The sequence below is a fragment of the Paenibacillus sambharensis genome, assembly GCF_003233845.1.
In the GTDB taxonomy this organism is placed as follows: Bacteria; Bacillota; Bacilli; order Paenibacillales; family Paenibacillaceae; genus Paenibacillus_I; species Paenibacillus_I sambharensis.
Window position 1 is genome coordinate 56957 of record NZ_QKRB01000054.1, and the last position, 26048, is coordinate 83004.

The 26048-nt window shown below is 54.0% G+C and carries 23 protein-coding genes and 1 other annotated feature; of the genes, 22 read left to right on the forward strand and 1 reads right to left on the reverse strand.

What is annotated here, in order from left to right; translation table 11 throughout:
- Positions 1 to 9 precede the first annotated feature (9 nt).
- The 22 genes from hemA to DNH61_RS19395 all read left to right on the forward strand — a co-directional run bounded on the left by hemA (position 10) and on the right by DNH61_RS19395 (position 25021).
- Entirely contained in the window at positions 10 to 1398 is a 1389-nt protein-coding gene (gene hemA, locus DNH61_RS19290; RefSeq protein ID WP_111148462.1) for a glutamyl-tRNA reductase, read from the forward strand.
- Between the two features lie 22 nt (positions 1399 to 1420).
- Positions 1421 to 2242 (forward strand): cytochrome C assembly family protein, encoded by an 822-nt coding sequence (locus tag DNH61_RS19295; protein ID WP_111148464.1) that lies wholly within the window; start codon positions 1421 to 1423, stop codon positions 2240 to 2242.
- Positions 2243 to 2260: 18 nt separating this feature from the next.
- Positions 2261 to 2929, forward strand: a complete 669-nt coding sequence (locus DNH61_RS19300; RefSeq protein ID WP_111148466.1) for a precorrin-2 dehydrogenase/sirohydrochlorin ferrochelatase family protein — start codon at positions 2261 to 2263, stop codon at positions 2927 to 2929.
- A complete protein-coding gene (gene hemC, locus DNH61_RS19305; protein ID WP_281272420.1) occupies positions 2907 to 3869 on the forward strand; it encodes a hydroxymethylbilane synthase in 963 nt (320 codons plus the stop codon). The genes DNH61_RS19300 and hemC overlap by 23 nt, the downstream gene beginning before the upstream one ends.
- A 4-nt stretch (positions 3870 to 3873) precedes the next feature.
- Positions 3874 to 5427 carry a uroporphyrinogen-III C-methyltransferase gene (cobA, locus tag DNH61_RS19310; protein ID WP_111148470.1) on the forward strand — a complete coding sequence of 518 codons (1554 nt, stop codon included), beginning with the start codon at positions 3874 to 3876 and terminating at the stop codon, positions 5425 to 5427.
- Positions 5424 to 6419, forward strand: coding sequence for a porphobilinogen synthase (gene hemB, locus DNH61_RS19315; RefSeq protein ID WP_111148471.1), 996 nt, complete (start codon positions 5424 to 5426; stop codon positions 6417 to 6419). The genes cobA and hemB overlap by 4 nt, the downstream gene beginning before the upstream one ends.
- Before the next feature lie 141 nt (positions 6420 to 6560).
- Entirely contained in the window at positions 6561 to 7850 is a 1290-nt protein-coding gene (gene hemL, locus DNH61_RS19320) for a glutamate-1-semialdehyde 2,1-aminomutase (protein ID WP_181438791.1), read from the forward strand.
- A complete protein-coding gene (locus DNH61_RS19325; RefSeq protein WP_245948264.1) occupies positions 7847 to 8827 on the forward strand; it encodes an RluA family pseudouridine synthase in 981 nt (326 codons plus the stop codon). The genes hemL and DNH61_RS19325 overlap by 4 nt, the downstream gene beginning before the upstream one ends.
- Before the next feature lie 103 nt (positions 8828 to 8930).
- On the forward strand, positions 8931 to 10643 hold the full coding sequence (locus tag DNH61_RS19330; RefSeq protein ID WP_111148473.1) for a LysM peptidoglycan-binding domain-containing protein: 1713 nt from the start codon (positions 8931 to 8933) through the stop codon (positions 10641 to 10643).
- Positions 10644 to 10746: 103 nt separating this feature from the next.
- Positions 10747 to 10981 (forward strand) — a binding site (T-box leader).
- A gap of 94 nt (positions 10982 to 11075) precedes the next feature.
- Positions 11076 to 13769, forward strand: coding sequence for a valine--tRNA ligase (locus DNH61_RS19335; protein ID WP_281272421.1), 2694 nt, complete (start codon positions 11076 to 11078; stop codon positions 13767 to 13769).
- 28 nt (positions 13770 to 13797) lie between these two features.
- On the forward strand, positions 13798 to 15162 hold the full coding sequence (locus DNH61_RS19340) for a bifunctional folylpolyglutamate synthase/dihydrofolate synthase (protein ID WP_111148474.1): 1365 nt from the start codon (positions 13798 to 13800) through the stop codon (positions 15160 to 15162).
- An 8-nt stretch (positions 15163 to 15170) separates the two neighbouring features.
- Positions 15171 to 16553, forward strand: a complete 1383-nt coding sequence (gene murC / locus DNH61_RS19345) for a UDP-N-acetylmuramate--L-alanine ligase (RefSeq protein WP_111148594.1) — start codon at positions 15171 to 15173, stop codon at positions 16551 to 16553.
- Between the two features lie 155 nt (positions 16554 to 16708).
- Positions 16709 to 18112 (forward strand): SPOR domain-containing protein, encoded by a 1404-nt coding sequence (locus tag DNH61_RS19350; RefSeq protein WP_111148475.1) that lies wholly within the window; start codon positions 16709 to 16711, stop codon positions 18110 to 18112.
- Between the two features lie 72 nt (positions 18113 to 18184).
- The gene (locus DNH61_RS19355; RefSeq protein ID WP_111148476.1) at positions 18185 to 18427 is read left to right on the forward strand and encodes a DUF4321 domain-containing protein; all 243 of its coding nucleotides are present in this window, start codon (positions 18185 to 18187) and stop codon (positions 18425 to 18427) included.
- A gap of 69 nt (positions 18428 to 18496) precedes the next feature.
- Complete coding sequence (locus tag DNH61_RS19360) at positions 18497 to 19102, forward strand: Maf family protein (RefSeq protein ID WP_245948270.1); 606 nt, start codon at positions 18497 to 18499, stop codon at positions 19100 to 19102.
- Between the two features lie 31 nt (positions 19103 to 19133).
- A complete protein-coding gene (radC, locus tag DNH61_RS19365; RefSeq protein ID WP_111148478.1) occupies positions 19134 to 19823 on the forward strand; it encodes a RadC family protein in 690 nt (229 codons plus the stop codon).
- 43 nt (positions 19824 to 19866) lie between these two features.
- Positions 19867 to 20901, forward strand: a complete 1035-nt coding sequence (locus DNH61_RS19370; protein ID WP_111148479.1) for a rod shape-determining protein — start codon at positions 19867 to 19869, stop codon at positions 20899 to 20901.
- A 41-nt stretch (positions 20902 to 20942) separates the two neighbouring features.
- Positions 20943 to 21824 carry a rod shape-determining protein MreC gene (gene mreC / locus DNH61_RS19375; protein WP_111148480.1) on the forward strand — a complete coding sequence of 294 codons (882 nt, stop codon included), beginning with the start codon at positions 20943 to 20945 and terminating at the stop codon, positions 21822 to 21824.
- Positions 21821 to 22342: a rod shape-determining protein MreD gene (mreD, locus tag DNH61_RS19380; protein WP_111148481.1), complete on the forward strand. Its 522-nt coding sequence runs from the start codon at positions 21821 to 21823 to the stop codon at positions 22340 to 22342. Before mreC ends, mreD begins: the two co-directional genes overlap by 4 nt.
- Positions 22343 to 22404: 62 nt before the next feature.
- A complete protein-coding gene (locus DNH61_RS19385; RefSeq protein WP_111148482.1) occupies positions 22405 to 23070 on the forward strand; it encodes a septum site-determining protein MinC in 666 nt (221 codons plus the stop codon).
- Between the two features lie 3 nt (positions 23071 to 23073).
- Positions 23074 to 23865 carry a septum site-determining protein MinD gene (gene minD, locus DNH61_RS19390; RefSeq protein WP_111148483.1) on the forward strand — a complete coding sequence of 264 codons (792 nt, stop codon included), beginning with the start codon at positions 23074 to 23076 and terminating at the stop codon, positions 23863 to 23865.
- A gap of 7 nt (positions 23866 to 23872) precedes the next feature.
- Complete coding sequence (locus DNH61_RS19395) at positions 23873 to 25021, forward strand: FtsW/RodA/SpoVE family cell cycle protein (protein ID WP_111148484.1); 1149 nt, start codon at positions 23873 to 23875, stop codon at positions 25019 to 25021.
- A 90-nt stretch (positions 25022 to 25111) separates the two neighbouring features.
- Here the strand turns inward: DNH61_RS19395 and DNH61_RS19400 are convergent, their stop codons facing one another.
- Positions 25112 to 25999, reverse strand: coding sequence for an EamA family transporter (locus DNH61_RS19400; protein ID WP_111148485.1), 888 nt, complete (start codon positions 25997 to 25999; stop codon positions 25112 to 25114).
- Positions 26000 to 26048: the final 49 nt, after the last annotated feature.

The window sequence follows — 26048 nt, forward strand, 5'->3', positions numbered from 1 at the left end:
GTGACGCATGTGCACATCATAGTGGTCGGTCTGAATTACCGTACAGCTCCCGTAGAGGTCAGAGAACGTTTCTCGTTCGCTGAAGCTGATCTACCGGAGGCGGTCAGACAGCTCAAACATACGAAGAGCATATTGGAAGGCGTCATTGTCGGTACTTGCAACCGCACAGAGATTTATGCGGTCGTGGACCGTCATCACCTGTGCGGACATTATATAAGAAGCTTCATGGAACAGTGGTTTGGACTGCCGCGTGACCAGTTCACGCAGCATCTATATATGTATGAAGACGATCGTGCGATTGATCACTTGTTCCGTGTTACCAGCGGACTGGATTCCATGGTCATTGGTGAAACCCAGATTCTGGGGCAGGTCAAGAATGCATTCCTGCTTGCCCAGCAGGAGAAAGCGACCGGGACGCTGTTTAACATGCTGTTCAAGCAGGCTGTTACATTGGCCAAGCGTGCCCATGCAGAGACTTCAATTGGTGAATCGGCTGTATCGGTTAGCTATGCAGCAGTCGAACTCGGCAAACGGATATTCGGCAAGTTCAGCGGCAAGACGGTCATGATTATCGGAGCGGGCAAGATGAGCGAGCTGACAGCGAAGCATTTGCACGCCAATGGTGCAGAGCGGGTGCTTGTTGTAAACCGGACTTACGAGCGTGCCCTGGAGCTTGCGGGCAAGTTCAAGGGCGAGCCGATAACGCTTAAGGAAGCGGAGACCCGGCTGCATGAAGCGGATGTGATCATCAGCTCGACGGGAGCGAAGGATTTTGTGCTGACGAAGATGATGGTTCAACAGGAGATGCAGCGCCGTAAATCCCGCCCGCTGTTCATGATAGATATCGCCGTACCGCGTGACCTGGACCCTGCGATTGCAGATATTCCTAATGTGTTCCTCTACGATATTGATGACCTGGAAGGCATTGTGGAGAGCAATCTGGAGCAGCGGCGCCGGGAAGCGGTTAAGATTGAAGCGATGATCGAAGAGGAGAAGGACGAGTTCCGCAGCTGGTACAAGACGCTTGGCGTCGTGCCGCTGATCCGCTCCCTTCAGTCGAAGGCAGCCGCTATCCATGAAGAGACGATGGGAAGCATGCTCAATAAGCTTCCGGATCTGGATGAGCATGAACGGAAAGTGATCAGCAAGTTAACCAAGAGCATGGTGAATCAGCTGATGAGCGAGCCGATTCTTCGGATCAAGGAGATGGCTGGCGACAAACGGGCCGATGAAGCGATGGATTTGTTTGTCCAGCTGTTTGCGCTTGAAGAGCCGCTCAAGGCAATGAATGAAGCGCAGCGGGTAGCGGATGCAGCCCAGCCTAAGCTGGCGCCCGTGCGAAGCACGGTTTCGCGGACAGCGCCTGCGGCCAGCGGATTCGCAACCGCTACTCCATAGGTTGGCCTAACGGGAGGCACCCATGGTAACACACAATCTATTATTCGACACGATGATTTACATGTATGCCCTGAGCCTTCTGTTTTATTTCTCCGACTTCGTCGACGCAAGCCGGAGAGCGAAACGGATGGGAACAGGGCTGCTTATTTTCGTATGGACCTTACAGACTGGCTATCTGCTAATGCGGATGGTGCATCATGCTGATTTTGCGCTTCTGTCCAGACTGGAGTATATGCTGTTCTTTTCCTGGCTCCTTGTAACGGTATCCTTGGTGGCCAGCCGTTTTTTTCGGATCGACCTATTGGTCTTTTTTGTCAATGTGATTGCTTTCGTCCTGCTTACGGTTAATTTATTCAGTAACGCTTCAGAGGAAATGCCGCTTGCCACCTGGCAGCTGGCCCGTGAGCTGTTATATGTACATATCAGTCTTGTCTTATGCGCGTATGCGGCCTTTACGTTTGCCGCTATATTCTCCGGGATGTACCTGTTTCTTCATTTTCAGCTGAAGACGAAGAACTGGTCGAAGACGATGCGGCGGCTGCCCAGTCTAGAGAGCATGGAGCTGTATACGTTTCGTTCCGTTGTCATTGGCGTTCCGCTGATGATTATGTCACTGGCCTTTGCGGTCGCATCGCTGCTGTTTGAAGGGCGGATGGCATTTTTGCTGGATTGGAAAGTGATTTCGTCTTTTATTGCGCTGTTCTTCTATATCAGTTACGTGGTTAAACGCACTCTCTTTAACCAGCCGGGCTGGAGAACGACGCGCTGGAATCTGCTCTCCTACGCGGTGTTAATTTTGAATTTGCTGCTGAGCTCGTTTTCACGGTTTCATTCTTTCTCCTGATAAAGGCGGTGGCTGCTGATGGTCCGATATTATCCGGTTATGCTGATGGTCGAGGGTGCTCGATGTATCGTAATTGGCGGCGGGCCGGTGGCAGAACGTAAAGTACATGGTCTGCTGGAGGCTGGTGCGGAGGTCGTGGTGGTGAGCCCTGCCGTCACAGCAGGCCTGGACAACCTGGCCGCAGGCGGGTTTATTCACTGCTGTAAGCGGGAATACCGGGAACAGGACCTTGAGCATGCAGCACTTGTTTTCGCAGCTTCGGGTGACAGGGCTGTCAATCGGGAAGTTGCGGAAGCGGCAAAGCGTCGGGCAATCCCCTGTACAGTGGCTGATAAGCCATTGGAAGGGGATTTTGTCACACCTTCGGTTGTGCGCCGGGGAGATCTGGTCATAGCTGTAACGGCTTCAGGGAGCAGTCCGGCTCTTGCAGCCCGTGTTGCACGAGAGCTTGAGGAATGCTATGGCAGAGAGTATGAGGATTTTACAGCTTGGCTTGGGAGGCTGCGCATGATGGCGGCAGCGGAGCTGAAGGACAGCAGCTTGCGGCATGCGGTGCTTCGCCGGGCCGTACATATGATGGGCACCGACTGGCGATTGGATACCGATGAAGAGCGGATCCGGGAGCGCTTATATATGATTAAGAGTCAGCTAGAAGGAGGAATGGATGATGACAGACGCAGCGAATGACAGCCGGAAGCCGGTCAGAACCATTGTAGTAGGTACGAGACAGAGTGCTTTGGCGCTGACTCAGACGGGACAGGTTATTGAGGCGCTTGAAGCAATTTGCCGGGAGCATGATTTGCCTTACCGCTTTGAAATTCGTAAAATCGTAACCAAAGGGGACAAGATTCTTGACGTCACCTTATCGAAGGTAGGCGGGAAAGGTCTCTTTGTGAAAGAGATTGAGCAGGCGCTAATGGATGGCGACATTGATATGGCGGTCCACAGCATGAAGGATGTGCCCCATGAACTTCAGGCGGGCATGATGATTGGCGCGGTTCCCAAACGGGTGGACCCCCGTGATGCACTGATTACGAACGGCATCGCTACGATAGCAGAGCTGCCGCAGGGAGCCAAGGTGGGTACGAGCAGTCTGCGCCGTTCTTGCCAGATTAAGCGGCTGCGTCCGGATTGCCAGGTGGAATGGATTCGCGGGAACATCGATTCCCGGATCAGGAAGCTGGAGACCGAAGGGTTCGATGCGATACTGCTGGCAATGGCTGGTCTGCAGCGGATGGGCTGGGAAGACAGGGCGGCAGCGGCGATTCCTACAGAAGAATGTGTTCCGGCTGTTGGACAGGGAGCCCTTGGCATTGAATGCCGGGAGGAAGACGAGCAGGTGCGTGAGCTGTTGGCCTTCTACAGCCACAGGGAAACCGTGCTTGCTGTAACGGCAGAGCGGACATTCCTCGGTGTGCTGAACGGAGGCTGCCAAGTGCCGATAGGCGCTTATGCGACGGTGGACGGAGAAGACATCACCTTGACTGGCATGGTGGGTAAGCCGGACGGCTCTGTTATTCTGAAGAGAACCTCGACCGGTACTGACCCGGTAGAGCTGGGCAGGCAGCTGGCAGCGCTGCTCGGAGAAGACGGAGCGGAACGTATTTTGGCGGAAGTTAGGGGATAGAAGAATGACCAAGGGGAAAGTGTATTTGGTAGGGGCTGGTCCAGGCGATCCGAAGCTGATTACGGTCAAAGGCCTGGAATGCATCAAGCGGAGTGATGTTATTGTCTATGACCGGCTGGCAAGCCCTCGTCTGCTGAAATTTATGAAGCCGGGTGCGGGGAAGGTTTACGTAGGTAAGCTGCCCGACCGCCATACGATGAAGCAGGAGGACATTAACCAGCTGCTGGTTGATCTTGCTCTCGAAGGGAAGGTCGTTACGAGGCTGAAGGGCGGAGACCCCACCATATTCGGCCGTGTGGGGGAAGAAGCTGAGCTTCTGCAGGAGCATGGGATTGAATATGAGATTGTTCCTGGCATCACATCGGCCATAGCTGTTCCAGCCTATGCGGGGATACCGGTTACACACCGGGACTTCGCTTCCTCGCTGTCCATTATTACCGGTCATGAAAGTCCGGAGAAGCTGGACCGCTCCATTCACTGGGACAAGGTGACCAATGCCACTGGAACACTGATTTTCCTGATGGGAGTAGCCAAGATTGGCTATATCAGTGAGCAGCTGATAAGGCATGGCAAATCTCCTGACACTCCGGTTGCGCTTGTCAGATGGGGCACGCGTGTGGAGCAGGATACACTTACAGGTACACTTTCTACTATTGAGCAGCGGGTCATTGAGACGAATTTTCAGCCGCCTGCGGTTATCGTGGTGGGTGAAGTGGTGCGTCAGCGGGAGAAGCTCAAGTGGGTGGAGCAGAAGCCGCTCTTCGGCACACGGGTGATGGTCACCCGGGCCCGTGCACAGGCCAGTGAGCTGGTGGAACGGATCGAGGAGCTTGGCGGCGAGCCTGTGGAATTCCCCGTTATTGAAACAAGAGAGCCTGCAGGAGAAGAGCCGGCTGCCGCAATCCGTGCAGCAGTAGAGCAGGGGGAAGAGTATGACTGGATCTTCTTCACGAGTGTGAACGGTGTCGAGTACTTTTTCCGCTGGCTGCAGCGCTTGGGGCTCGATATCCGCCGGTTCGCCAAAGCGAGAATTGCTGCAGTCGGTCCCAAGACAGCAGAAGCTCTGCGCGGCTTTGGCCTCTGCACAGATGTGCTGCCTGTGAAGTTCCAGGCCGAAGGGCTGCTTGACAGTCTGGAAGAGTCGCTGAAGCCCGGACAGAAGGTGCTGCTTCCGCGGGGCGATCTGGCCCGGGAAGTTCTTCCTGCGGAGCTTCGGAAACGGGGACTGCTGCCGGTAGAGATCGACGTTTATGAAACGGTAATGGCTGACTCTGATGATGAAGATATCTTGGAATACTTGCATAATAATGATATTCATTATATTACGTTCACCAGCTCATCTACGGTTACGAATTTGTTGGCACGTTTGTCCGCGCTTGGAGCAGAGGATCCTGCCGGCTTGATCGCCGGTGCCGAACTCGCCAGTATCGGGCCTGTTACCTCGCAGACCGCTGCCCAGGCAGGACTCAAGATAGATATAGAAGCAGCTGAAGCGACCGTTGAGGACCTTGTCCAAACGATAATCAGCCACAGGCAGAAGGAGAGAGGAACACGATGAGCTACCCGATTGTGCGCCACCGCCGTCTCCGCCGAACTGCGGCTCTGCGCGGTCTTGTCAGAGAAACCGTGCTGACGGCTAATGATTTTATTTATCCGGTATTCGTCACTTATGGCACCAATGTTAAGGAAGAAATCCCGTCGATGCCGGGTGTGTACCATTTTTCACTGGACCGTCTGGAGGAGGAGATCCGCAGAGCGCAGGATGCCGGTATTCAGGCTGTACTGCTCTTCGGAATTCCGGAAACGAAGGACGCAGTCGGCACTTCGGCTTATGATCCGAACGGCATTGTTCAGGAAGCGACAAGAGCGGTCAAGCGCTGGGCACCGGATATGCTGGTCATAGCGGATACCTGCCTGTGCCAATTCACCGATCACGGCCACTGCGGTGTCATTCATCAGCATCCGTCCGGTGCCGCGGCTGTGGATAACGATGAATCACTTGAGCTTCTAGTCCGTGCGGCTGTTTCGCAGGCGGAGGCGGGCGCAGATATGATCGCCCCTTCGAACATGATGGACGGGTTTGTACAGGCGATACGGGCGGGGCTTGATGATGCGGGTTATGCTGATATCCCGATTCTCTCTTATTCCGTTAAGTATGCGTCCGCCTTCTACGGTCCCTTCCGTGACGCTGCCCATTCGGCGCCGCAGTTTGGTGACCGCAAAACGTATCAGATGGACCCGGCCAATATCCGGGAAGCGCTGCGCGAGGCAGAAACGGATGTGGCGGAAGGCGCTGATATGCTGATGGTAAAGCCGGCGCTCGCGTACCTGGATGTTATTCGGGCACTGAAGGAGAACTTTGACCTGCCGGTCGTGGCGTACAATGTGAGTGCAGAATATGCAATGGTCAAGGCGGCAGCTGCGAATGGCTGGCTGGATGAGCGGGCGATTGTGCTGGAGCTGCTGACCGGCATGAAGCGTGCGGGTGCTGATCTAATCATTACTTATGATGCGATCAATGCCGCAAAATGGCTGGCGGAGCGTTCCTGACGGGACTGCTTGCCTGCTTTGAACAAGGATAGCGGCGGCCGCTCGCATGGAGGCAGATACCTGCTGCGAGGCGGCCGCGTTTGTCATAGACGGCCGGTTAAGCTGCCGGCAGTATCCCAACCATAAGGAGTGAACTTAACGATGAACCAACGTCTGGATCACAAATCAGCAGCAGCATTTGAGCAGGCTAAGCGGGTTATTCCCGGCGGCGTTAACAGTCCCGTGCGGGCATTCAAATCCGTTGGCTTGACACCGGTATACGTGGAGCGGGGAGAAGGCTCCAGAATCTATGATATTGACGGCAACAGCTATATTGACTATGTGCTTTCCTGGGGACCGCTGATCATGGGCCACGCTCACCCGGAAGTGGTTGAAGCGCTGAAACGGACAGCGGAGAAGGGTACCAGCTTTGGTGCTCCTACGGAACTGGAAACCTTGATGGCAGAGCTGGTTGTGGAACGCGTCCCGTCGGTGGAAATCGTTCGTATGGTCAACTCCGGTACCGAAGCAACGATGAGTGCGCTCCGCTTGGCAAGAGGCTACACGAAGCGAAGCCGAATTCTCAAGTTTGAGGGTTCCTATCATGGTCACGCGGACAGCCTGCTAATTAAGGCGGGATCGGGAGTGGCGACGCTCGGACTTCCGGACAGCCCTGGAGTACCCGAAAGCATAGCGTCCCACACGATTACGGTGCCGTATAACGACATGGATTCGGTACGGCTGGCATTTGAGAAGTTCGGAGAAGAAATCGCGTGTATTATTGTTGAGCCGATTGCGGGGAATATGGGCGTTGTGCCGCCGCAGCCCGGATTTCTTGAGGGACTGCGGGAGATTACCAAGCAGTACGGAAGTCTTCTTATTTTTGACGAGGTGATGACTGGCTTCCGTGTTCATTACAATTGCGCACAGGGATTGTATGGCGTAACGCCGGATCTCACATGTCTCGGTAAAGTCATCGGCGGAGGACTTCCAGTAGGAGCCTATGGCGGGCGAAGAGATATCATGGAAATGATGGCGCCAAGCGGACCGATCTACCAGGCCGGCACGCTGTCAGGCAACCCGCTGGCCATGGCAGCCGGCTATACGACCTTGAAGCTGCTGACACCGGATACATATGACCTGCTTGATCGTCTTGCGCAGCGTCTGGAGCAGGGATTTGCAGCCAATGCAGCCCGGCTGGGCGTGCCGGCGACCATTAATCGGGTCGGCTCGATGGTTTGTCCGTTCTTTACCGAAGGTCCGGTGACTAATTACGATGCAGCCAAGCAAGCGGACCTCGGACGGTTCCGTGCTTATTTTGCCGGCATGCTCAACCGCGGTATCAGTATTGCCCCATCGCAGTATGAAGGCATGTTTATATCGGGTGTGCACACAGAAGCGGATATTGACGCTACGATTGCTGCGCACGGCGAAGCATTGCAGGCTCTATGATGGAGAAGAAGGGACAGATGGTCCTTGATTTGCAGCGTGCAGCACGAGAAGGGGAGTGGATCGCAATTCCACTTCCCGCTGTTTTGCCAGAAGGCTTGGATGCCGGGAGCCATCCGCATGATGTGCGGAAGTGGCTGCTGGCTCTTGCTGTATTCCCCGACAAGTGGATTAACCGGCTGTTCTCGGTCGGCGGGATCAGGCTGGATAGCGGCCGACTGCTGCTGAAGGCTTATCCGCATGTTGATCTGAATGCTCATCCGCTGTTAGCCGGCGTGCCGGAAAAGAGGAATGTAGAAGGCCTGGATGAGCCGGTCATTCTGTATGAGGATGATCATTGCCTGGTTGCCGACAAGCCGTCCGGCATGGCTGTTCATCCGTCCCGCCCCGGCCACTCGGGCACACTGGATGAATGGGTTCTTCGGCATGCGCTTGAAACAGGACAAGCGGCTCTGCTCCGCCACATCCACCGTCTTGATGATGATACAGCGGGTCCCGTCCTGTACGCCAAGCATGACCTGGCCCAGTGGCGGCTGGACGAAGCGATGCGTGACAAACGGATTGACCGCCGCTATGAAGCATTGGTTGAAGGGGCGGTTAAAGCTGACCGCGGGAAAGTGAACGCGCCGATTGGCAAAGACCGGCATCATCGTTCGAGAAGGCGGATTACACCGGATGGGGATCATGCGGTTACACACTATCAAGTGCTGCATCGCGCCCCCGCCGCCTCCCTGGTAACACTTCAGCTGGAGACAGGCCGGACGCATCAGATTCGAGTCCACATGGCTCATCTTGGCCACCCGCTTATCGGCGATACCTTGTACGGCGCGCGCAGACAGAGCAGCCTCACGCATCAGGCGCTTCATGGAATAGAATTGACCTTTCCCCACCCGTGGCTGTCCCATACCGTTGCGGTTAAATCAGTAAGACCTGCTTGGTGGACTGCGGCTGCCCGGAAGCTTGGCTTGCTGCAAAAATGATAGGCATGCCAATGTTCCTCCTGCCATATAGATAGGTATTGAGTGAAGCTGTTTGCAGCTGGGTATCGCTTGAACAGTCAATACCGGAAGGGAGGAACAGCCGTTGAATCAATCAAGCGGACTACGCTTTGACGTTTACGAACGTGTGCACTTGCCGGTTGATGTCGCGGATATTCATGAGTTGGAGGAAATTGAGCTGGTCCCTCACATTCAGGTTGTGCATCAGGGGGATCAGGTGCTGCTGCGCGGCAATCTGCTGCTCAGCGGGGTTTACGGTTCAGAAGGGGAAGCGACGGATTCCCGTACGCTGGAGCATTGGATTCCGGTCGAAATTACACTGCCAATGAATCGTGTCCGCTCCCTGGAAGACATTACGGTGGAGATCGATAATTTTGATGTGGACCTGCTGTCCGCACGAACGCTCAACATTACAGGGGTCTTGTCCTTGACAGGGGTAGAGACCCGTGATCAGACTCCGCCAAGCTACAGCTGGGGAGCGGAGCCGTTCACAGTTGTTCATACGAAGGATGAAGCGCCGGAGCAAGCCTATTTGCCCGCGGAGGGGGCAGAGGCTCAGCATGCGTCCGAAGTGCCCGCTTATCAGCAGCAGGATGAATCTGAACGGGACAAGGGCTATGCGGCAGGTGAGCAGCTGCCGGCCGCAGCAGAAGGAGCGGCTGAAGAGACAGCGGATACGCCAGAGCCTGCGAGTGCTGCCGTTCAAGATTCTGTACGAACGCAGCAGGGAAGCAGCCAGCAGGAGAAGGCGGAGCAAGTTGAGCCTGTTCAGTGGTCTTCCTTCTCTTTTGCTTCGGATAAACCCGCTGCAGAAGAGGCTTCACAGCCAGCAGCATGGAACACTGGCCCGCTCCGGATCGAGGAAAACGAGGCTTACCGCCAATACCGGGCTGGCAATGAACCCGGGCCTTGGCAGAATCAGGAGGCTGTTCGTCTTCCCGATGCCGGTTCCGCGGATTCTGCTCATGTATCATGGACTGCCGCAGAGGATCCCGGCAGCGAAGCATCAGAGGCTGATACAGCAGCAGAAGGCGCGGCCATGCAGGAACCCGCCCTCGAAGCGGTTGATAACTCCGAGTCCGAGAGAGAGCAGAAACCTGCCGCATGGAACTCTTGGCCGGCAGAATTTGCATCGCAGACTGCAGAGTCGCATGAGAGTAGTTCAGATATGAGTCCGAACGAGAGAGAACGCATAGAGTCAGCGGTTGAGGCATCGGCGGATCAATTGGCTGACAAGGCAGCTGCACACGTGGAGCAGGAGTCGGAGGCTTTGGAGGCGAATGCAGCTGCTTCTGTACCGCTAGGTGCCGCTGCAGCCGGAAGCAGCGAAGAGCTTGCTGAAGTCGTTACGGCTTCAGCAGACATGCCGGCAACTGCCGCTGAACCGGTAATTCAGCAGGATAAGGCCAAGCAGGAGATGAAGATCGCCTTAGGAGCAAAACGTCCAGAGGAAGCGAAGGCTGGAGCGTCAGATGCCGGTTACAGTTCCCTGCTTCAGACCTCCAAGCGGGATCAGGCGGCCAAAGCGGCCGAGCTGGAACAGGAATTTACGGCTAAGGCGCAGGAACGAAAAGCGCAGCTGCCTTCTGAAGGCGATGAGATCGAATGGAAGAAGCTGTTCCTCAGCAAATCGGACGGGGAGCGTGAATTCCGCAGGGTGCGCATGTGCATTGTGCAGCGGGAGGATACCCTTGAAACAATCGCAGGGCGGTATGAGCTGAATCCGCGCGAGCTGCAGCTCTATAACCGTCTTAATGAGCAGTCCGTCTCAGAAGGTCAGGTTCTGATGATTCCCTAGTCTCTTTCATTACGATTGAGGTACTATACAAGGGGCAGGGGCAATGCGGTTGACGGAAAGGAATAAGATCGTTATGATAGGTAATAATAGCAATATCATATACCTATCTACAATGAAGGGGAAGAGTACGCAGCAATGCCTTCAGAGAGCGAACCGTGTTTTGGCTGAGAGGTTTCGCAGGATGTAACTGCTACAGGTCGCCCCGGAGTTGCCCGATCGAACGGATAGTCCGGGAGATCCGGCCGGCAGGCAGCCGTTATCGATCACGAAGTGCCGTATGCGGATACTGTATACGGAACAAAGGTGGTACCACGGAAGTTCAGCCTTTCGTCCTTTGAGGATGAAGGGCTTTTTTTGTTTGCCTGCTTAATGGTATGGAGGGTAATTACCGTCCGGCTTACCGGATATGAATAAGTTTGGAGGTTAACGCAGATGGCAGAACGTAATGAAATGAGTGGCATGAATGACAATGGCCCGGCAGGCAAGCCGGAAATGCCAACAACCTATGATCCCAAGCAGGCGGAGCAGCGCTGGTATAAGTACTGGCTCGACGGCCGTTATTTTGAGGCTGGAAAGCGTCCTGATGCTCCAACCTTTACAATTGTAATCCCGCCTCCGAATGTGACGGGTATGCTGCATATCGGTCATGCGCTTGATTCTACGCTTCAGGATATCTTGATTAGGGCTAAGAGAATGCAGGGCTTTGACACGCTGTGGCTTCCGGGTATGGACCATGCGGGCATTGCTACCCAGACGAAGGTTGAGCAGAAGCTGCGTGAGGAAGGCAAGTCGCGTTATGACCTCGGCAGGGAGAAGTTCCTCGAGCAAGTATGGAATTGGAAGGGACAATATGCGCAGACCATCCGGGACCAGTGGGCCAAGATGGGTTTGTCGCTGGATTACTCAAGGGAACGATTTACGCTTGATGAGGGTCTCTCGAAGGCGGTTAGAGAAGTGTTCGTCCGGTTGTATGACAAGGGCCTGATCTACCGCGGCAAGAAAATCATTAACTGGGATCCGGCTGCGCGGACTGCACTGTCCGATATTGAAGTCGAATACAAGGAGATACAGGGCAGCCTGTATCATTTGCAGTATCCGCTTAAGGAAGGCGGCGGCTACATAACGGTGGCAACGACCCGACCGGAAACGATGCTCGGCGATACGGCTGTAGCAGTTCATCCCGAGGATGAGCGGTACAAGCACCTTATCGGCCAGCATCTGGTGCTGCCGATAATCGGCCGGGAAATCCCGATTATCGCGGATGAATATGTAGAGAAGGAATTCGGCAGCGGAGCGGTCAAGATTACGCCAGCCCATGATCCGAATGACTTTGAGGTTGGACAGCGCCATAATCTGCCGCAGATTATCGTGATGGACGAGACCGGCACGATGAATGCGGAGGCAGGACCTTATGCCGGACTAGACCGTTCCGAATGCCGCAAGCGGATCGTGAAGGATCTGCAGGACCAGGGCGTATGCGTCAAAATTGAAGAGCATGTCCATCAGGTCGGCCATAGTGAGCGCAGCGGAGCAGTGGTGGAGCCTTACCTCTCTACCCAATGGTTTGTAGCGATGAAGCCGCTCGCTGAGCGGGCTATCGAAGCCCAGAAGTCAGGCAGCGGTGTGCAGTTCGTGCCGGACCGCTTCGAGAAAATCTACCTGCACTGGATCGAGAACGTCCGCGACTGGTGTATCTCCCGCCAGCTGTGGTGGGGACACCGCATTCCAGCTTGGTACTGTGAATCCTGCGGCGAGATGCATGTTTCCCGTGAAGATCTGTCGAGCTGTCCTTCCTGCGGCAGCGGCGAACTTCGCAGGGACGAGGACGTCCTGGATACCTGGTTCAGCTCTGCGTTGTGGCCATTCTCCACACTGGGCTGGCCCGATGAGACAGAAGATATGGACAGGTTCTATCCGACAAGCGTGCTTGTAACCGGCTATGACATTATATACTTCTGGGTGGCCCGTATGATCTTTACCGCCCTTGAGTTTACGGACAAGATTCCGTTTAAGGATGTTCTTATTCACGGCTTGGTGCGTGATGCTGAAGGCCGCAAGATGTCCAAGTCGCTTGGCAATGGCGTAGACCCGTTTGAGGTTATTGAGAAATACGGTGCCGACGCTATGCGTTTCATGCTGTCTACAGGCTGCACCCCCGGCCAGGATCTCCGGTTCCGCTGGGAGAAGGTCGAGCAGGCGCGAAACTTTGCCAACAAAATATGGAATGCTTCGCGGTTTGCCTTGATGAACCTGGAAGGCGTGAGCGCAGCCGATATTGATATTAAGGTTCCGCTGGGAACGGCTGACAAGTGGATTCTGCACCGGCTGAACGAAACCGTTCGCGAGGTAACGCGCTTGATTGACAGCTATGAGTTCGGGGAAACAGGAAGAGTTCTCTACAACTTTATCTGGGATGATCTCTGTGACTGGTATATTGAGTTTGCGAAGCTGAGTCTGTATGGCGACAATGCCGACGCCAAGCGGGCGACTCAATCGGTACTGGCTTATGTGCTGGACCGCACACAGCGCCTGATTCATCCGTTCATGCCATTCATCAGCGAGGAGATATGGCAGCATCTGCCTCATGAGGGCGAGACGATTACAACGGCAAGCTGGCCGGTATATGAGACTGCGCTCGAGTCGCCGGAAGCGCTGCGCGAGATGGAGCTGCTGATGGATATGATCCGGTCTGTCCGGAATATCCGCGCTGAGGTAAATGTTCCGATGAGCAAGAAGGTCGAGCTTCTGGTTAATGCCGCCGGGGCGGAAGAGCTGGCGATTTTGCAGCGGAACGAGGAGTTCATCCAGCGCTTCTGCGGAACATCGAAGCTTGAGCTTGGACAGGGGATATCAGCTCCGGATAAAGCGATGACAGCGATTGTAACAGGTGCAGAACTGTATCTGCCGCTGGCTGGGCTGATTGATATTTCCCAAGAAATAACCCGGCTTGAGAAGGAGCTCCAGACGCTGACCAGCGAGGTGGAGCGTGTGGAGAAGAAGCTGGCGAATGAAGGCTTCGTAGCCAAGGCTCCTGCCAAGGTCATTGAAGAGGAACGCGCCAAGATGAAGGATTATGCTGACAAGCGCGATAAGGTTGTTGCAAGGATAGCGGAGCTGCGCGGTTAATGCGCAAGGCGGAAGGAGGCCGGTCCCATTGACCGAATATCAGCAGGACCACGCTAATTCACTTAAGACTTATGAAGAAGCGAGAGACTGGATAAACGGGCTGATTCCGTTCGGAATCCGTCCCGGGCTGGAACGGATTGAACGGCTGCTGGAAGCTCTGGAGCATCCCGAGCGGAGGCTGAAATTCATACACGTTGCGGGAACGAACGGTAAGGGCTCGGTATGTGCTTACCTGCAGTCGGTTCTACAAGCTTGCGGCTATGATGTCGGGATGTTCACCTCTCCTTACATCACGAAGTTTACGAACCGGTTTCAATACAACGGTGAAGATATACCGGAAGATACACTCGTCGATCTCGCCAATAAGCTTAAGCCGCATGTCGAGGCTATTGCGGCTACGGAGCTTGGTTCGCCTACCATGTTTGAGGTTTCGACCGCACTCGCTATTCTTTACTTTGGCAGGGTTGCCTATCCTGATTATGTCGTCTGGGAAACCGGCTTGGGCGGACGCCTCGATGTCACCAATGTGGTTAATCCCGTCGTGTCCGTCATCACGAACGTCGGGCATGATCACATGGATGTTCTAGGTGACACGATTGAGAAGATCGCCTTCGAGAAGGCCGGGATCATTAAGCCGGGTGTTCCGGTCATCACGGCTGTAAGCCAGCCTGAAGCACTGGCAGTTATTCGTGAAACGGCAGCCGCCCGCAAGTCATCCTTGTATGTGCTGGGCGAGCAGTTTCATGAAACGATGGTTGCGGTTAATGAGCAGGAACAATCGTTCCGGTTTGAAGGGCCCTTCCGGAGCGTGGAACCGCTGGCGATCACACTCGCGGGCGCTCATCAGCGCACCAATGCAGCCACAGCTGTTATGACGCTTGAGGTGCTCCGCCAGTATTATGCGCTGATTGTTGATGACGAAGATCTGCAGCGGGGATTGCTTCATGCAAAATGGCCGGGCAGACTTGAGCTTGTCCGGCAGGACCCCCGTATCCTGCTGGATGGGGCGCATAATCCGGAAGGAATGGCTACACTGGCTGCGGCTCTTAAGAGCACCTTTACTTACGGGAAACTGCATTTGATGATCGGGATGCTGGAGAATAAGAATCATCGGGATACATTGCGGCATATACTACCAATAGTGGATACTTTAATCGTAACCGAGCCTGATTTCCGCAAGAAGCTGGCGGCCGGGCAGCTGCATGAGCTGGCCTCGTCCATGCCGGAATGCAAGGCAAGTATAACGGTTGAATCGGATTGGCGAAAAGCGCTTGAGCTGCTCGAGCAACGGACAGCTCCGGGCGACCTGGCAGTCGTATCCGGCACATTGTATTTAATCGCCGATGTCCGCTCCCGCTTGCTCTACAATAAGGATTCTGAAAAAGGTTGGTGAAGCGCAAGTTGAACACGGCAGAGCACGTTCATTTCATCGGCATCGGAGGATACGGGATGAGCGCCATCGCCAGAGTCATGCTGGAGATGGGCTACAAGGTGACCGGATCCGATGTCGCCAGGCAGGAGCTGACCGAGAAGCTGGCCGCCAAGGGTGCACAAATCTATATTGGACATGAGGCGGAGCATGTGGAAGGGGCCAACCTGGTCGTCTACTCAACCGCGCTTTCCAAAGACAATGTAGAGCGTAAGGCGGCAGAGCTCCGTAATATACCTGTCATACACCGTTCGCAGATGCTGGCCAGGCTGATGAATGCCGGTAAAGGCATAGCGGTCGCAGGTGCCCACGGGAAGACAACAACTTCGTCGATGATCGCACTGGTTATGGAGTCCTGCGGTCTGGACCCGACTTATATAATCGGGGGAGAAATCGTAAATGTTGGAACCAATGCGAAGGCAGGCAAAGGTGAATATGTGGTGGCCGAAGCTGATGAAAGTGACGGTTCCTTCCTCCACTATCATCCGGCTATCGCCATCGTGACCAATATTGAAGCGGATCATCTGGAGAACTATGACGGCGACTTCAATAAGCTAAAGGCAGCTTATGTGCGATTTCTCTCGCAGGTTAAGGAAGACGGCAAGGCCATTGTATGCATAGACGATGAGAATGTACGTGATGTACTGGCTCAAGCTGAAGGCAAAGGTGGCCGTATTGTTACTTATGGCTTCGATAGACCGGCCGATTATATGGCTGCCGATATCGAGCTAGGAGACCGTAAGGTTTCCTTCAATCTTGTGAAGGAAGGCAGCGTATTGGGACGTATCGAGCTGTCTGTTCCCGGCCTGCATAATGTGAGCAATGCGCTGGCCACCGTTATTACTTGCCTGGAGGCAGGGGTGCCATTCGCAGAGGTCGCTGAGGCTATTCTGGATTTTCGCGGCGCTAAGCGAAGGTTCCAGGTGTTGGGCGAAGTGAATGACATTCTTGTTATTGATGACTATGCTCACCATCCTACTGAAATTCAGGCGACGATCAGTGCGGCGAAGGCGACTGGCAAACGGATTGTTGCCGTATTCCAGCCCCAGCGGTATACGCGTACCTTCTTCCTGCTGGAGCAGTTCAGCCGGGCATTCCCCGAGGCGGATCAGGTGATTATCACCGACATCTATTCACCCGCTGGCGAGCAGCAGATCGAAGGTGTCAACTCACGGCGTCTAGTGGATATGATAGTGGAGAACAGTAACGCCAATGCCTCCTATCTGCCTACCAAAGAAGAGGTGCTGGATTACTTGGCTGAAAGTGTAAAGCCCGGAGACCTTGTCATTACAATGGGCGCGGGAGATATCTGGAAGGTAGCCGTATCACTGGCCGAGAAGTTGAAAGGCAAGTAAGATTCGCTGCTTGAAGCAGTAACGGCAAACAGCCGTGCGAGATACAATCGCATGGCTGTTTGCTTTTTTGCCAATTTTATGGTGTGCGGGCGCTCATAAATCTCTTAAACCGGTCATAGAATACTAGTAGATGATATGGACAAGGAGAGATTGATATGAAACCGAAAGCGCGCATCACCTATCGTTTCGATCACAAGGCTCAGGTAAGCGGCAGGCCGTCTGCAGAGAACCGGGTGCCGCCGGTTTCCGGCTCCAACGTCATTTCCTTGTATCCGGATGAGCTGAAATTTACAACCGATGTTGAAGCATGGAAAAGCCCGTTCCAGGATGATCCGGCTGCTCTTGAGAAACTGATCCGTGAGAGTGAAGGTCTAGACACAAAGCACAGAGATAACCGAACAGATGCAGACAGAGAGAGCGGGCCCCAAGTGGTATATGACATAGAAGGTACTGAGGACATCCAGCCTGCGGTCCAGGCAGACCGGGAGAGAGAAGACCAGGATCGGGCAGACCGGGAGCCGGTCCAGCTGATTCCGCTGGGGGATGAGCAGACAGGCGGGCATGACGGGTATGAGACCGCTGCGAAGGCGGCTAGAGACAGGAGAACCGCAGATATACGGACCGTGCAGGATAGACAGATAAACAGCAGGACAGCGCCAAACGTAAGCCCGGGTCAGGGGGATTTGCCGGAGCCTCCTGTTATGAACATGGATGATCAGGGCGAGATGAACTATACAGGCTATGTGGTTCACCGGCAGCAGCCGGGCGGCCCTTCCTGGCTTAAAGTGATCGGTTCGGTCGGAGGGGCTCTCGCTACGGGTGCGGTATTTGGGTATCTGCTGCTCTCGCTCTTCTCGGGCGATGCTATTCTGCCAAGTAGTGAAAGCACCGGTAAGGTGGCGGATGAACCCGTTGCGATAAACAGTCCGGCTCCTTCCAAGGGCGCAGCAAGTCTAACAGCGGCTGACATTCAAGGTGAAACCTATTACTTGCTGCAATTTGGCGTATTCAGCCAACCGGAGGGGATGGAAGCCGCCATCGCGGATCTGAAGAACCGGGGTTATTCAGCGGCGGCGTTGCAGGGAGACGATTTCCGGGTATATGCAGGTATGGCAACGACCAAAGCCGAAGCCGAAATGCTGGCCAAGCAGCTGGGCGGTCTGGAAGTATATGTGAAGCCGGTTGACATCCCGGAAGTCAGCGGATTTCCTTACAATGGCGATAAGCAGGAGGCGGAGCAGTTTGCGGTACAAACTAGCGAGCTTGCAAACCATTTGGGCACGTTAACCGTTACTATATTGGAGGGCGGTTCGGAGACCGGAGCCGGGGAGAAATGGCTGGACAAGTATAAGGCTTGGAAGGCGCTTCATGATACGTTCCGTAAGGGGATAAGCACTGAAGGTGCAGAAGCGCTCAGTCGCATAGCCACTGCCTACGAATCGGCCGCCAAGTCTGTCTCCGCCTATCAGGTGAAGGAATCGAGAAGCTACCTGTGGCAGGCCCAGTCGGCACTGATGGAAGCGGTTTTCGCACAGAAGGAATGGTTTGGCCAGTTTTGACGCATTGTAAACCTGTACTTTCCAACGTATAATAGAGGACAGGTGTCAAAAAAAGGCGAGGGACGTTGGAAGATGCGGAAAAATGCGTGGATTCTTGTGTTGTTCATCATCATCGGACTGGTGGCAGGTGCGCTGGTGTCGCGCTGGCTGGTTGGCATTCCGGTGTTGTCCTTTTTAACGGAAACGGCCCAGCTGGTATGGTCGCCCGCAGCGGATCTTGTGGTGTTCAGCTTTGATTTCACGTTAAGGCTGGATATCAGCCTGATTAGCATTATAGGCGTCATTATTGCCGTATGGCTCTACCGGAAGCTGTAAATGTCCGGCTGCCATTTGCGTATAAGGAGCTGAATGATTGTGAATTCTGCCTATACTCCCTCGGATAAAATGCCTGAACGTGTGGTTCTGGCATCAGCCTCGCCGCGCCGCAGACTGCTTATGGATTCGCTTGGTCTTCGAATACCGGTGGAGATCGTAGCATCTGACGCCGATGAGACAACACCGGATGAATGGCTTCCGGCGAAGGTCGTTGAACAGCTGGCAGTCCGCAAAGCCGAAGCCGTCAGAGGCAGAATCCTGAGCGAAGGCGGCATGCAGCCTTCTGCCGTTATTGTCGGCGCAGACACAATTGTTGTGCTGAATGGAGACAAGCTGGGCAAGCCGGCTGATGCTGAGGAAGCAGCTGCCATGCTTAACCGGCTACAGGGCAAACCGCATGAGGTGTTTACAGGTGTAGCTCTCATCGATTTGCACAGCGGCCGCATGAGGGCCGAAAGCCGGGTAACCCGCGTACATATGAAACCGCTCGACGCCGCGAGGATCGAGCGGTATATTGCTTCGGGGGAGCCGAAGGACAAAGCCGGTTCCTATGGCATTCAGGGACTGGGTGCTGTGCTGGTAGACCGGATCGAGGGCTGTTATTTCAATGTTGTAGGCCTGCCGGTGTCGCTGCTCGCGGAGCTTCTGGCCGATTTTGGAGTGGAAACGATTTAAGGGCTGCCCTTGCAGCCGGACAGGAGCAGGTATGAACCGGGAGCGTTTGGTCCTGCGCGATGTTCCGAATGAAGACCGACCAAGAGAGCGCATGATGACAATCGGAGCGGAAGCGCTCAGCCATGCTGAATTGCTGGCTATCTTACTGCGGACAGGCACTCGGAATGAGTCCGCCGTCCATCTGGCTTCGCGCATATTAAGTTCGTGCGGAGGCCTGCGGAATTTAACAGACATGAGCCTCGCAGAGCTAACAGCTATCCGGGGAATCGGCCCGGCCAAAGCGGTGCAGCTTCGTGCGGGCATAGAGCTTGGACGAAGGCTGTCGCAAAGCCGGGATGAGGACAGGCTTACGATCCGTCGGCCGCAGGATGCGGCTGATTACTTGATGGAGGAGATGCGCTACCTGAAGAAGGAGCACTTCGTCTGTCTCTTCCTGAATACGAAGAATCAGGTTATCGGCCGGGAAACCTTATCGATCGGCACCTTGAACGCTTCCCTTGTACATCCGCGGGAAGTCTTTCGTGCCGCCATGAAATGCAGCAGCGCCTCGCTGGTCTGTGTGCATAATCACCCAAGCGGCGATCCGAGCCCAAGCCCTGAAGATATAGCCATTACCGAACGTTTATGCAAAGCGGGAGAGCTTGTCGGCATTGACGTCCTCGACCATATTGTCATTGGAGATAACCGTTACGTCAGTTTGAAGGAACAAGGTTTAATGTAATATAATAAGAGGGATTGTCTGACAGATAGAAGGGAGTACAGCGATGTTTGGAGGGTTCACGAAGGATTTGGGTATTGATCTTGGAACAGCGAATACCCTTGTATATGTCCGTGGAAAAGGAATAGTCGTTAGGGAACCGTCAGTAGTTGCCCTGCGTACCGATACGAAGACCATTGAAGCAGTTGGCGAGCAGGCCAAGAAGATGATTGGCCGTACTCCCGGCAATATACGTGCTGTAAGGCCGATGAAAGACGGGGTAATTGCCGATTTTGAGACAACAGCAACAATGATCAAATATTTTATCCGCCAGGCACAGAAGCAGCGCTCCTTGTTTCCGCGCCATCCGAACGTGATGGTCTGTGTTCCTTCGGGGATTACTGCTGTTGAGAAGCGGGCGGTAGAGGATGCAACCAAGCAGGCCGGGGCTCGCGAAGCTTATACGATTGAAGAGCCTTTCGCAGCGGCCATCGGTGCGGATCTGCCAGTCTGGGAGCCGACAGGCAGTATGGTTGTCGATATTGGCGGAGGCACTACCGAGGTGGCTGTTATCTCGCTGGGCGGAATTGTAACCAGCCGCTCCATCCGGATAGCCGGGGATGAGATGGATGAAGCAATCATCCAGTATATCAAGCGTATGTACAACCTGATGATCGGCGAGCGGACCAGCGAGCAGCTTAAGCTGGAGATCGGTTCGGCTCTGCCGCTCGATAAGACCGAGAAGATAGAGATCCGCGGACGCGACCTGGTTACCGGCCTGCCGAAGACGATTCCAATCTCTTCGGATGAGATCACCGAGGCGTTGACAGACACAGTAAATGCTATTGTTGATGCGGTGAAAGTGACATTGGAGAAGTGTCCGCCTGAGCTCTCAGCGGATATTATGGACCGCGGTATTGTCCTTACAGGCGGCGGCGGGTTGCTGCGCAACCTGGATAAGCTGCTTGCCAGGGAAACCGGGATGCCCGTTATCGTAGCGGAGAATGCGCTTGATTGTGTGGCTATTGGTACAGGACGGGCACTCGAGAACATCCACCTCTTCAAGCCGAGAGGCGGCTCGTCTATCCGTTCGAAGCGCTAGGACACGTCAGGTAATAAGTTTAATGAATCAGTAATGGGCGGGTGAGCAGACTGTTTAGATTATTCCGAAATAAACGATTGTTCGCGCTCATGATTGGCCTGATCGTCTTTGTCGCTGTCATGGGGTTCTCGCTCACCAAGCGTGATAAGCTGTCTTGGCCAGAGAACTTCATCGGCGATTCTGTTACATTTGTTCAGCAATGGTTCTACAAGCCCGCTGGTTACTTAGCGGGCTTGTTTGAGGATGTAAGGACGATGAAGGAGCTCTATCGTGAGAACGAGCAGCTGAGAATGACGACGGCGAAATATGCGCGGGATGCTACCGCTTATAACTTCCTGGAGCTGGAAGTTAAGCGGCTGCAAGAGGAATTGAATTTTACAAAACAACAGGAAAAGATGAATGACTACAAGTTTGTGATTGCCCAGGTAGTTGCGGATAACCAGGACCCTTACAATAATGTAATCAAAATCAATCTTGGATCCCGCAACGGCATTAAGCCGGACATGGCTGTAGTCACCGTGGACGGCATGGTCGGTGTGGTCAGCCGGGTATTTCCCTTCTATTCAACCGTAATGCCGATTACCGAGCTGAATACGGAATCCTCAGGAGCAAAGCCAGTCGCCGCCACGGTACTCGGTAACCTTGATTCCTTCGGTATGATCGACAGCTATGATGAGCAGACAGGAATGCTACTATTGTCCAAGATAGCCGAGGATGACAAGCTGAAGGAGAAGGATACGGTTATTACCTCAGGTCTTGGCGGCGTGTTTCCGCGCGGTCTTGTTATCGGTACTGTGGAATCCCGCCAGGTCGGTGATTTCGGCCTTACACATATTGCGGAGATAAAGCCGGCTGCCAAGCTGGACCGCTTATACGAGGTGTTTGTCGTAGTACCGCCGGAAATGGAAGGGCTGGAAGAATGAATCTCCGCCTTGCAGTCTTCCTGATGGTTTTGTTGTTTCTGATTGAAGGAACGATTTTCCCCTGGCTGGTCCCTGAACCCTTGATCGGACGGCTCGTGCCTCATTTTGTTTTTGTTTTCGTCCTATATTCAGCATTATACTCGGGCCGGCATACGGCTTTGACACTAGGGCTTGTCTTCGGCCTTCTGCAGGATATTGTCTATTACGGCCACCTGCTTGGTGTTCATTCATTTGCGATGGGAATTTGCGGTTATTTAACAGGTCTGCTGCTGGAGTATAGACGAAGCCCTATTATGATGGCGCTCTCTGCCATTGGGATCGGATCACTGCTGTATGATTCCCTGGTCTATTTCATATACAAGGCGTTCCAAATTACCTCGGAGACCTATGCTAATGCACTTATGGATCATATCCTGCCCAGTCTTTTTCTGCAGCTGGGCTTCGCGCTTGCACTGTACATACCGGCAAGACGAATGTTTGAGAATTCGGGCAGAGGCAGTGCGGAAGATGTCGATTAGGCGTATCAAGCAGGATTCCGGGCATTGTGAACCGAAATGTATAGGTTCAGGGAGGGAAAAGCGTGACCGAAAAACAGCATATTACAATCAAAGGGGTCAAAGAAGGTCTCGTCTTTCTGCTTGATGACAGTTGTGAATTCGGAGAGCTGCTCGACGAGCTTCATTATAAGCTGGAAACGACACACCAGCAGCTGCTGACCGGACCGCTGGTCCACGTACAAGTGAAGCTTGGAGCCAGACGTGCGAGTGAGGAAGAGAAGGAACGAATTGTATCGGTTATCCGGCAGCGGGGCAATCTCTTGGTTCAGTCTGTGGACGGGGAACAGGATGAAGAGCTTGCCAAGGCAGCTAAGAAGGATGATTTGAAAATCATAACGGGTGTCGTCCGCTCAGGCCAGACGATTCGGCATGAAGGCAATATCATGCTGATGGGTGACGTCAATCCTGGGGGGACCATCATGTCGACCGGTGATATATATGTGCTGGGAGCCCTCAGAGGTTTGGCGCATGCGGGAGTGGACGGACGCCGGGATGTGATTATTGCTTCATCCATGCTTCGTCCGACCCAGCTTCGCATTGCGGACATTATCAGCCGTCCGCCGGATGAATGGATGACAGGGGATGCCTTCATGGAATTCGCCTACTTGCAGGAGGGGCAGATGAAGATCGATAAGCTGTCACAGCTGCACCGCTTGCGCAAGGATCCGATTGTGTTCAAAGGAGTGTAACAAATGGGAGAAGCTATAGTCGTTACATCGGGCAAAGGTGGAGTAGGGAAGACGACTACCTCGGCCAACCTGGGCACTGCGCTTGCGCTGCACGGGAAGAAAGTGTGTATGGTAGACACCGATATTGGTCTGAGAAACCTGGATGTCGTGATGGGGCTTGAGAACCGGATTATATATGATTTGATCGATGTGTCGGAAGGCCGCTGCCGTCTGAACCAGGCCCTGGTAAAGGACAAGCGGTTTGATGAGCTCTATATGCTGCCGGCTGCCCAGACGAAGGATAAGCACGATATTTCACCTGAGCAGGTGAAGGATATTGTACTGGAGCTTAAGAAGGACTTTGATTTTGTCATTATTGATTGTCCGGCAGGGATTGAGCAGGGCTTCCGCAATGCTGTCGCCGGCGCTGACAGGGCGATCGTCGTGACCACACCCGAGAACGCGGCAGTTAGAGATGCAGACCGGATTATTGGATTGCTGGAGCAGGCGCAGATTTCGGCGAAGCTCGTTATCAACCGGATTCGTCCGACAATGGTGAAGAGCGGCGAGATGCTGGACATCGATGAAATATGCCAGATTCTAGCCATTGACCTGCTTGGCATCGTACCGGATGATGAGAAGGTGATCAAGGCAGCGAATGCCGGAGAGCCGACTGTTATGGACCCTTCCTCCCGGGCTGCGATTGCTTACCGCAATATTGCAAGGCGGATCTTAGGGGATAAGGTGCCGCTGATGCAGATGGAAGACAAGAACGGCATGTTCAAGCGTCTTAGGAAGTTTCTTGGAATAGGATGAATGCGCTGTGCTAAATAAACTTAAGAAGCTGGATTGGGGCATCCTGCTGATTCTGATCATGCTGATGATCATCAGCACGCTTGCTGTGCGAAGCGCCACTTACGGTTTGACGGGCTACGATAATTATGACCTCAAGCAGCTGTTCTTCTTCGCAGTAGGTTTTGTGGTGGTCATTACGGCTACACTGTTTGATTACCGAGTCATTCTGAAAGGCTGGCATGTGCTCTATGGCATCGGGGTGCTGCTGCTTGTGCTTGTCTACTTCTTTGGAGACAAGATTAATGGGGCGCGCAGCTGGTTTACACTCCCGGGGGGGCTGTTGTCCTTCCAGCCGGCTGAGTTCATGAAGATTATCCTTGTGCTAACACTCGCCGTGCTAATGGGCCGGAGGGAAGGGGACCGGCTGTCCTTCCGCAGTGACCTGCTGCCGATCGCCGCGTTCTCACTGCTTCCGTTCCTGCTGGTTATGATTCAGCCTGACCTTGGCAACGCCATTATCTTCGTGGTCATCGTGCTTGGCATGCTGTGGATTGGCAACGTCAAGTACACCCATGTGCTGATCGGGCTCACCGCAGTGGTTGGCGGACTTGTGCTGTTCGTGACGCTGTTCAATACCTTTAATACGGAAATCAAGGATTATCTCAGCTCTCATGATAAGGAGCACTGGTACAAGCGGATCAACACCTACATTCACCCGGAGACAGCTTCCGATGATGACAAGCATCAGTCGGAGAAATCATTAATTGCCATCGGCTCAGGCGGTCTGACCGGTGACGGGTACATGCAGGGGGATTCCAAGAACCGCAAATTCATCCCTTATGCGTATTCGGACTCCATCTTTGTGGTCATTGGGGAGGAGTTTGGCTTCCAAGGCTCGGCTGTGCTGCTGCTGCTGTATTTCCTGCTAATTTATAGGATGATAATCATCGCCTTCCAGTGCTATGATTTGAAGGGCTCTTACATCATTATTGGTGTTGTATCGATGTTCGTCTTTCAAATCTTCCAGAATATCGGCATGAGTATCGGCTTGATGCCAATAACCGGCATTACTCTCCCGTTCGTCAGCTATGGCGGCACCTCGCTGCTGCTGAACATGCTGAGTATCGGACTGGTGTTCAGCGTTAAGGCGCATCAGGAGAAATATGAGCTGGTTTAGAAACGGTATACTCAATAAATATAGGGCTGGCGCAGAGGTTCGGGTGAACCCGGTACGCCAGCCCTGTTTGTTGATGAGAACGATCAGCGCTTATTCGAAGAGCCTCAGGAGTATAATCCCGCAGATCGCCAGGATCATGCCTGTCAATTCCTTGCGTGTAAACTTCTCCTTCACAACAATTCGGGTATAAAGCAGGATAACGACCACATTCATCGCAACTACGGCGGATACGAGGCCGGTCACACCGAGATCGAAGGCCTGCAGGATGAATACCATCCCGATCGAATTCGTAATCCCGACGGCCATCCCGATGCCGAAGGTTTTGCCGCGGCTCCACTGTGCAGCTGCTTCCGCGATGACACGGCTGTTATCGGCCGCCGCTCTTCGGCGTTTGGCTGTGCCGGAAATATAGGACAAGCCGAACAGCACGGTTCCGGTAGCGAACATGCCGACTAAAGTGGGGAAGGTGGCGGCATCCAGCATCGTTGACCACTTGCCCGCCATATCGTTCAGACCGAAGAATAAGGTCGTGAGCAGCCCCCATTTGACCCCCTCCAGGTGCTTGAAGGAAACATCTCCCGAAAACCGGATCAGCAGGATGCCCGATAGAATGACAGCGAAGCATACAAGCTGCAGGCTGGTGAGCGTCTCTCCCCAGATGGCAAAAGCCAGCAGCACAACCACAACCGGCGGAAGAGCAGTCAGTACGGCAATCAGGGAAGCCTTGCCCACTGAGAAGCCTTTTACCATGCAGGCGTTGGCCCCAAAAGAGAATACGCCCATCATCATGCCTGTAAGCGCGGTGAACGTCCATGGTTCACCGAGCACCAGGGCACAGGCCAGACTGATCAGGGTTCCTGTAAAGAAGACGCCGCACAGCATCAGACTCCGTTCCATTGGCTTCGTGGAGGTCCAGTGATAGAGCACACCGCGCAGTCCGAAGCTGACAGCTGCCAGTGAAGCAAAAACGAGCCACATGAATAAATAGTCTCCTTTGGATGAATTAGCCGTTCGAAGCGAGCCTCTA

Excerpts from the sequence above, each read along its gene's own strand:
- DNH61_RS19295 (WP_111148464.1), top strand. The coding sequence starts at position 1,421 with ATGGTAACACACAATCTATTATTCGACACGATGATTTACATGTATGCC.
- DNH61_RS19300 (WP_111148466.1), top strand. The coding sequence starts at position 2,261 with ATGGTCCGATATTATCCGGTTATGCTGATGGTCGAGGGTGCTCGATGT.
- hemC (WP_281272420.1), top strand. The coding sequence starts at position 2,907 with ATGATGACAGACGCAGCGAATGACAGCCGGAAGCCGGTCAGAACCATT.
- cobA (WP_111148470.1), top strand. The coding sequence starts at position 3,874 with ATGACCAAGGGGAAAGTGTATTTGGTAGGGGCTGGTCCAGGCGATCCG.
- hemB (WP_111148471.1), top strand. The coding sequence starts at position 5,424 with ATGAGCTACCCGATTGTGCGCCACCGCCGTCTCCGCCGAACTGCGGCT.
- hemL (WP_181438791.1), top strand. The coding sequence starts at position 6,561 with ATGAACCAACGTCTGGATCACAAATCAGCAGCAGCATTTGAGCAGGCT.
- DNH61_RS19325 (WP_245948264.1), top strand. The coding sequence starts at position 7,847 with ATGATGGAGAAGAAGGGACAGATGGTCCTTGATTTGCAGCGTGCAGCA.
- DNH61_RS19335 (WP_281272421.1), top strand. The coding sequence starts at position 11,076 with ATGGCAGAACGTAATGAAATGAGTGGCATGAATGACAATGGCCCGGCA.
- DNH61_RS19350 (WP_111148475.1), top strand. The coding sequence starts at position 16,709 with ATGAAACCGAAAGCGCGCATCACCTATCGTTTCGATCACAAGGCTCAG.
- DNH61_RS19355 (WP_111148476.1), top strand. The coding sequence starts at position 18,185 with ATGCGGAAAAATGCGTGGATTCTTGTGTTGTTCATCATCATCGGACTG.
- DNH61_RS19360 (WP_245948270.1), top strand. The coding sequence starts at position 18,497 with ATGCCTGAACGTGTGGTTCTGGCATCAGCCTCGCCGCGCCGCAGACTG.
- radC (WP_111148478.1), top strand. The coding sequence starts at position 19,134 with ATGAACCGGGAGCGTTTGGTCCTGCGCGATGTTCCGAATGAAGACCGA.
- DNH61_RS19370 (WP_111148479.1), top strand. The coding sequence starts at position 19,867 with ATGTTTGGAGGGTTCACGAAGGATTTGGGTATTGATCTTGGAACAGCG.
- mreD (WP_111148481.1), top strand. The coding sequence starts at position 21,821 with ATGAATCTCCGCCTTGCAGTCTTCCTGATGGTTTTGTTGTTTCTGATT.
- minD (WP_111148483.1), top strand. The coding sequence starts at position 23,074 with ATGGGAGAAGCTATAGTCGTTACATCGGGCAAAGGTGGAGTAGGGAAG.
- DNH61_RS19400 (WP_111148485.1), bottom strand. The coding sequence starts at position 25,999 with ATGTGGCTCGTTTTTGCTTCACTGGCAGCTGTCAGCTTCGGACTGCGC.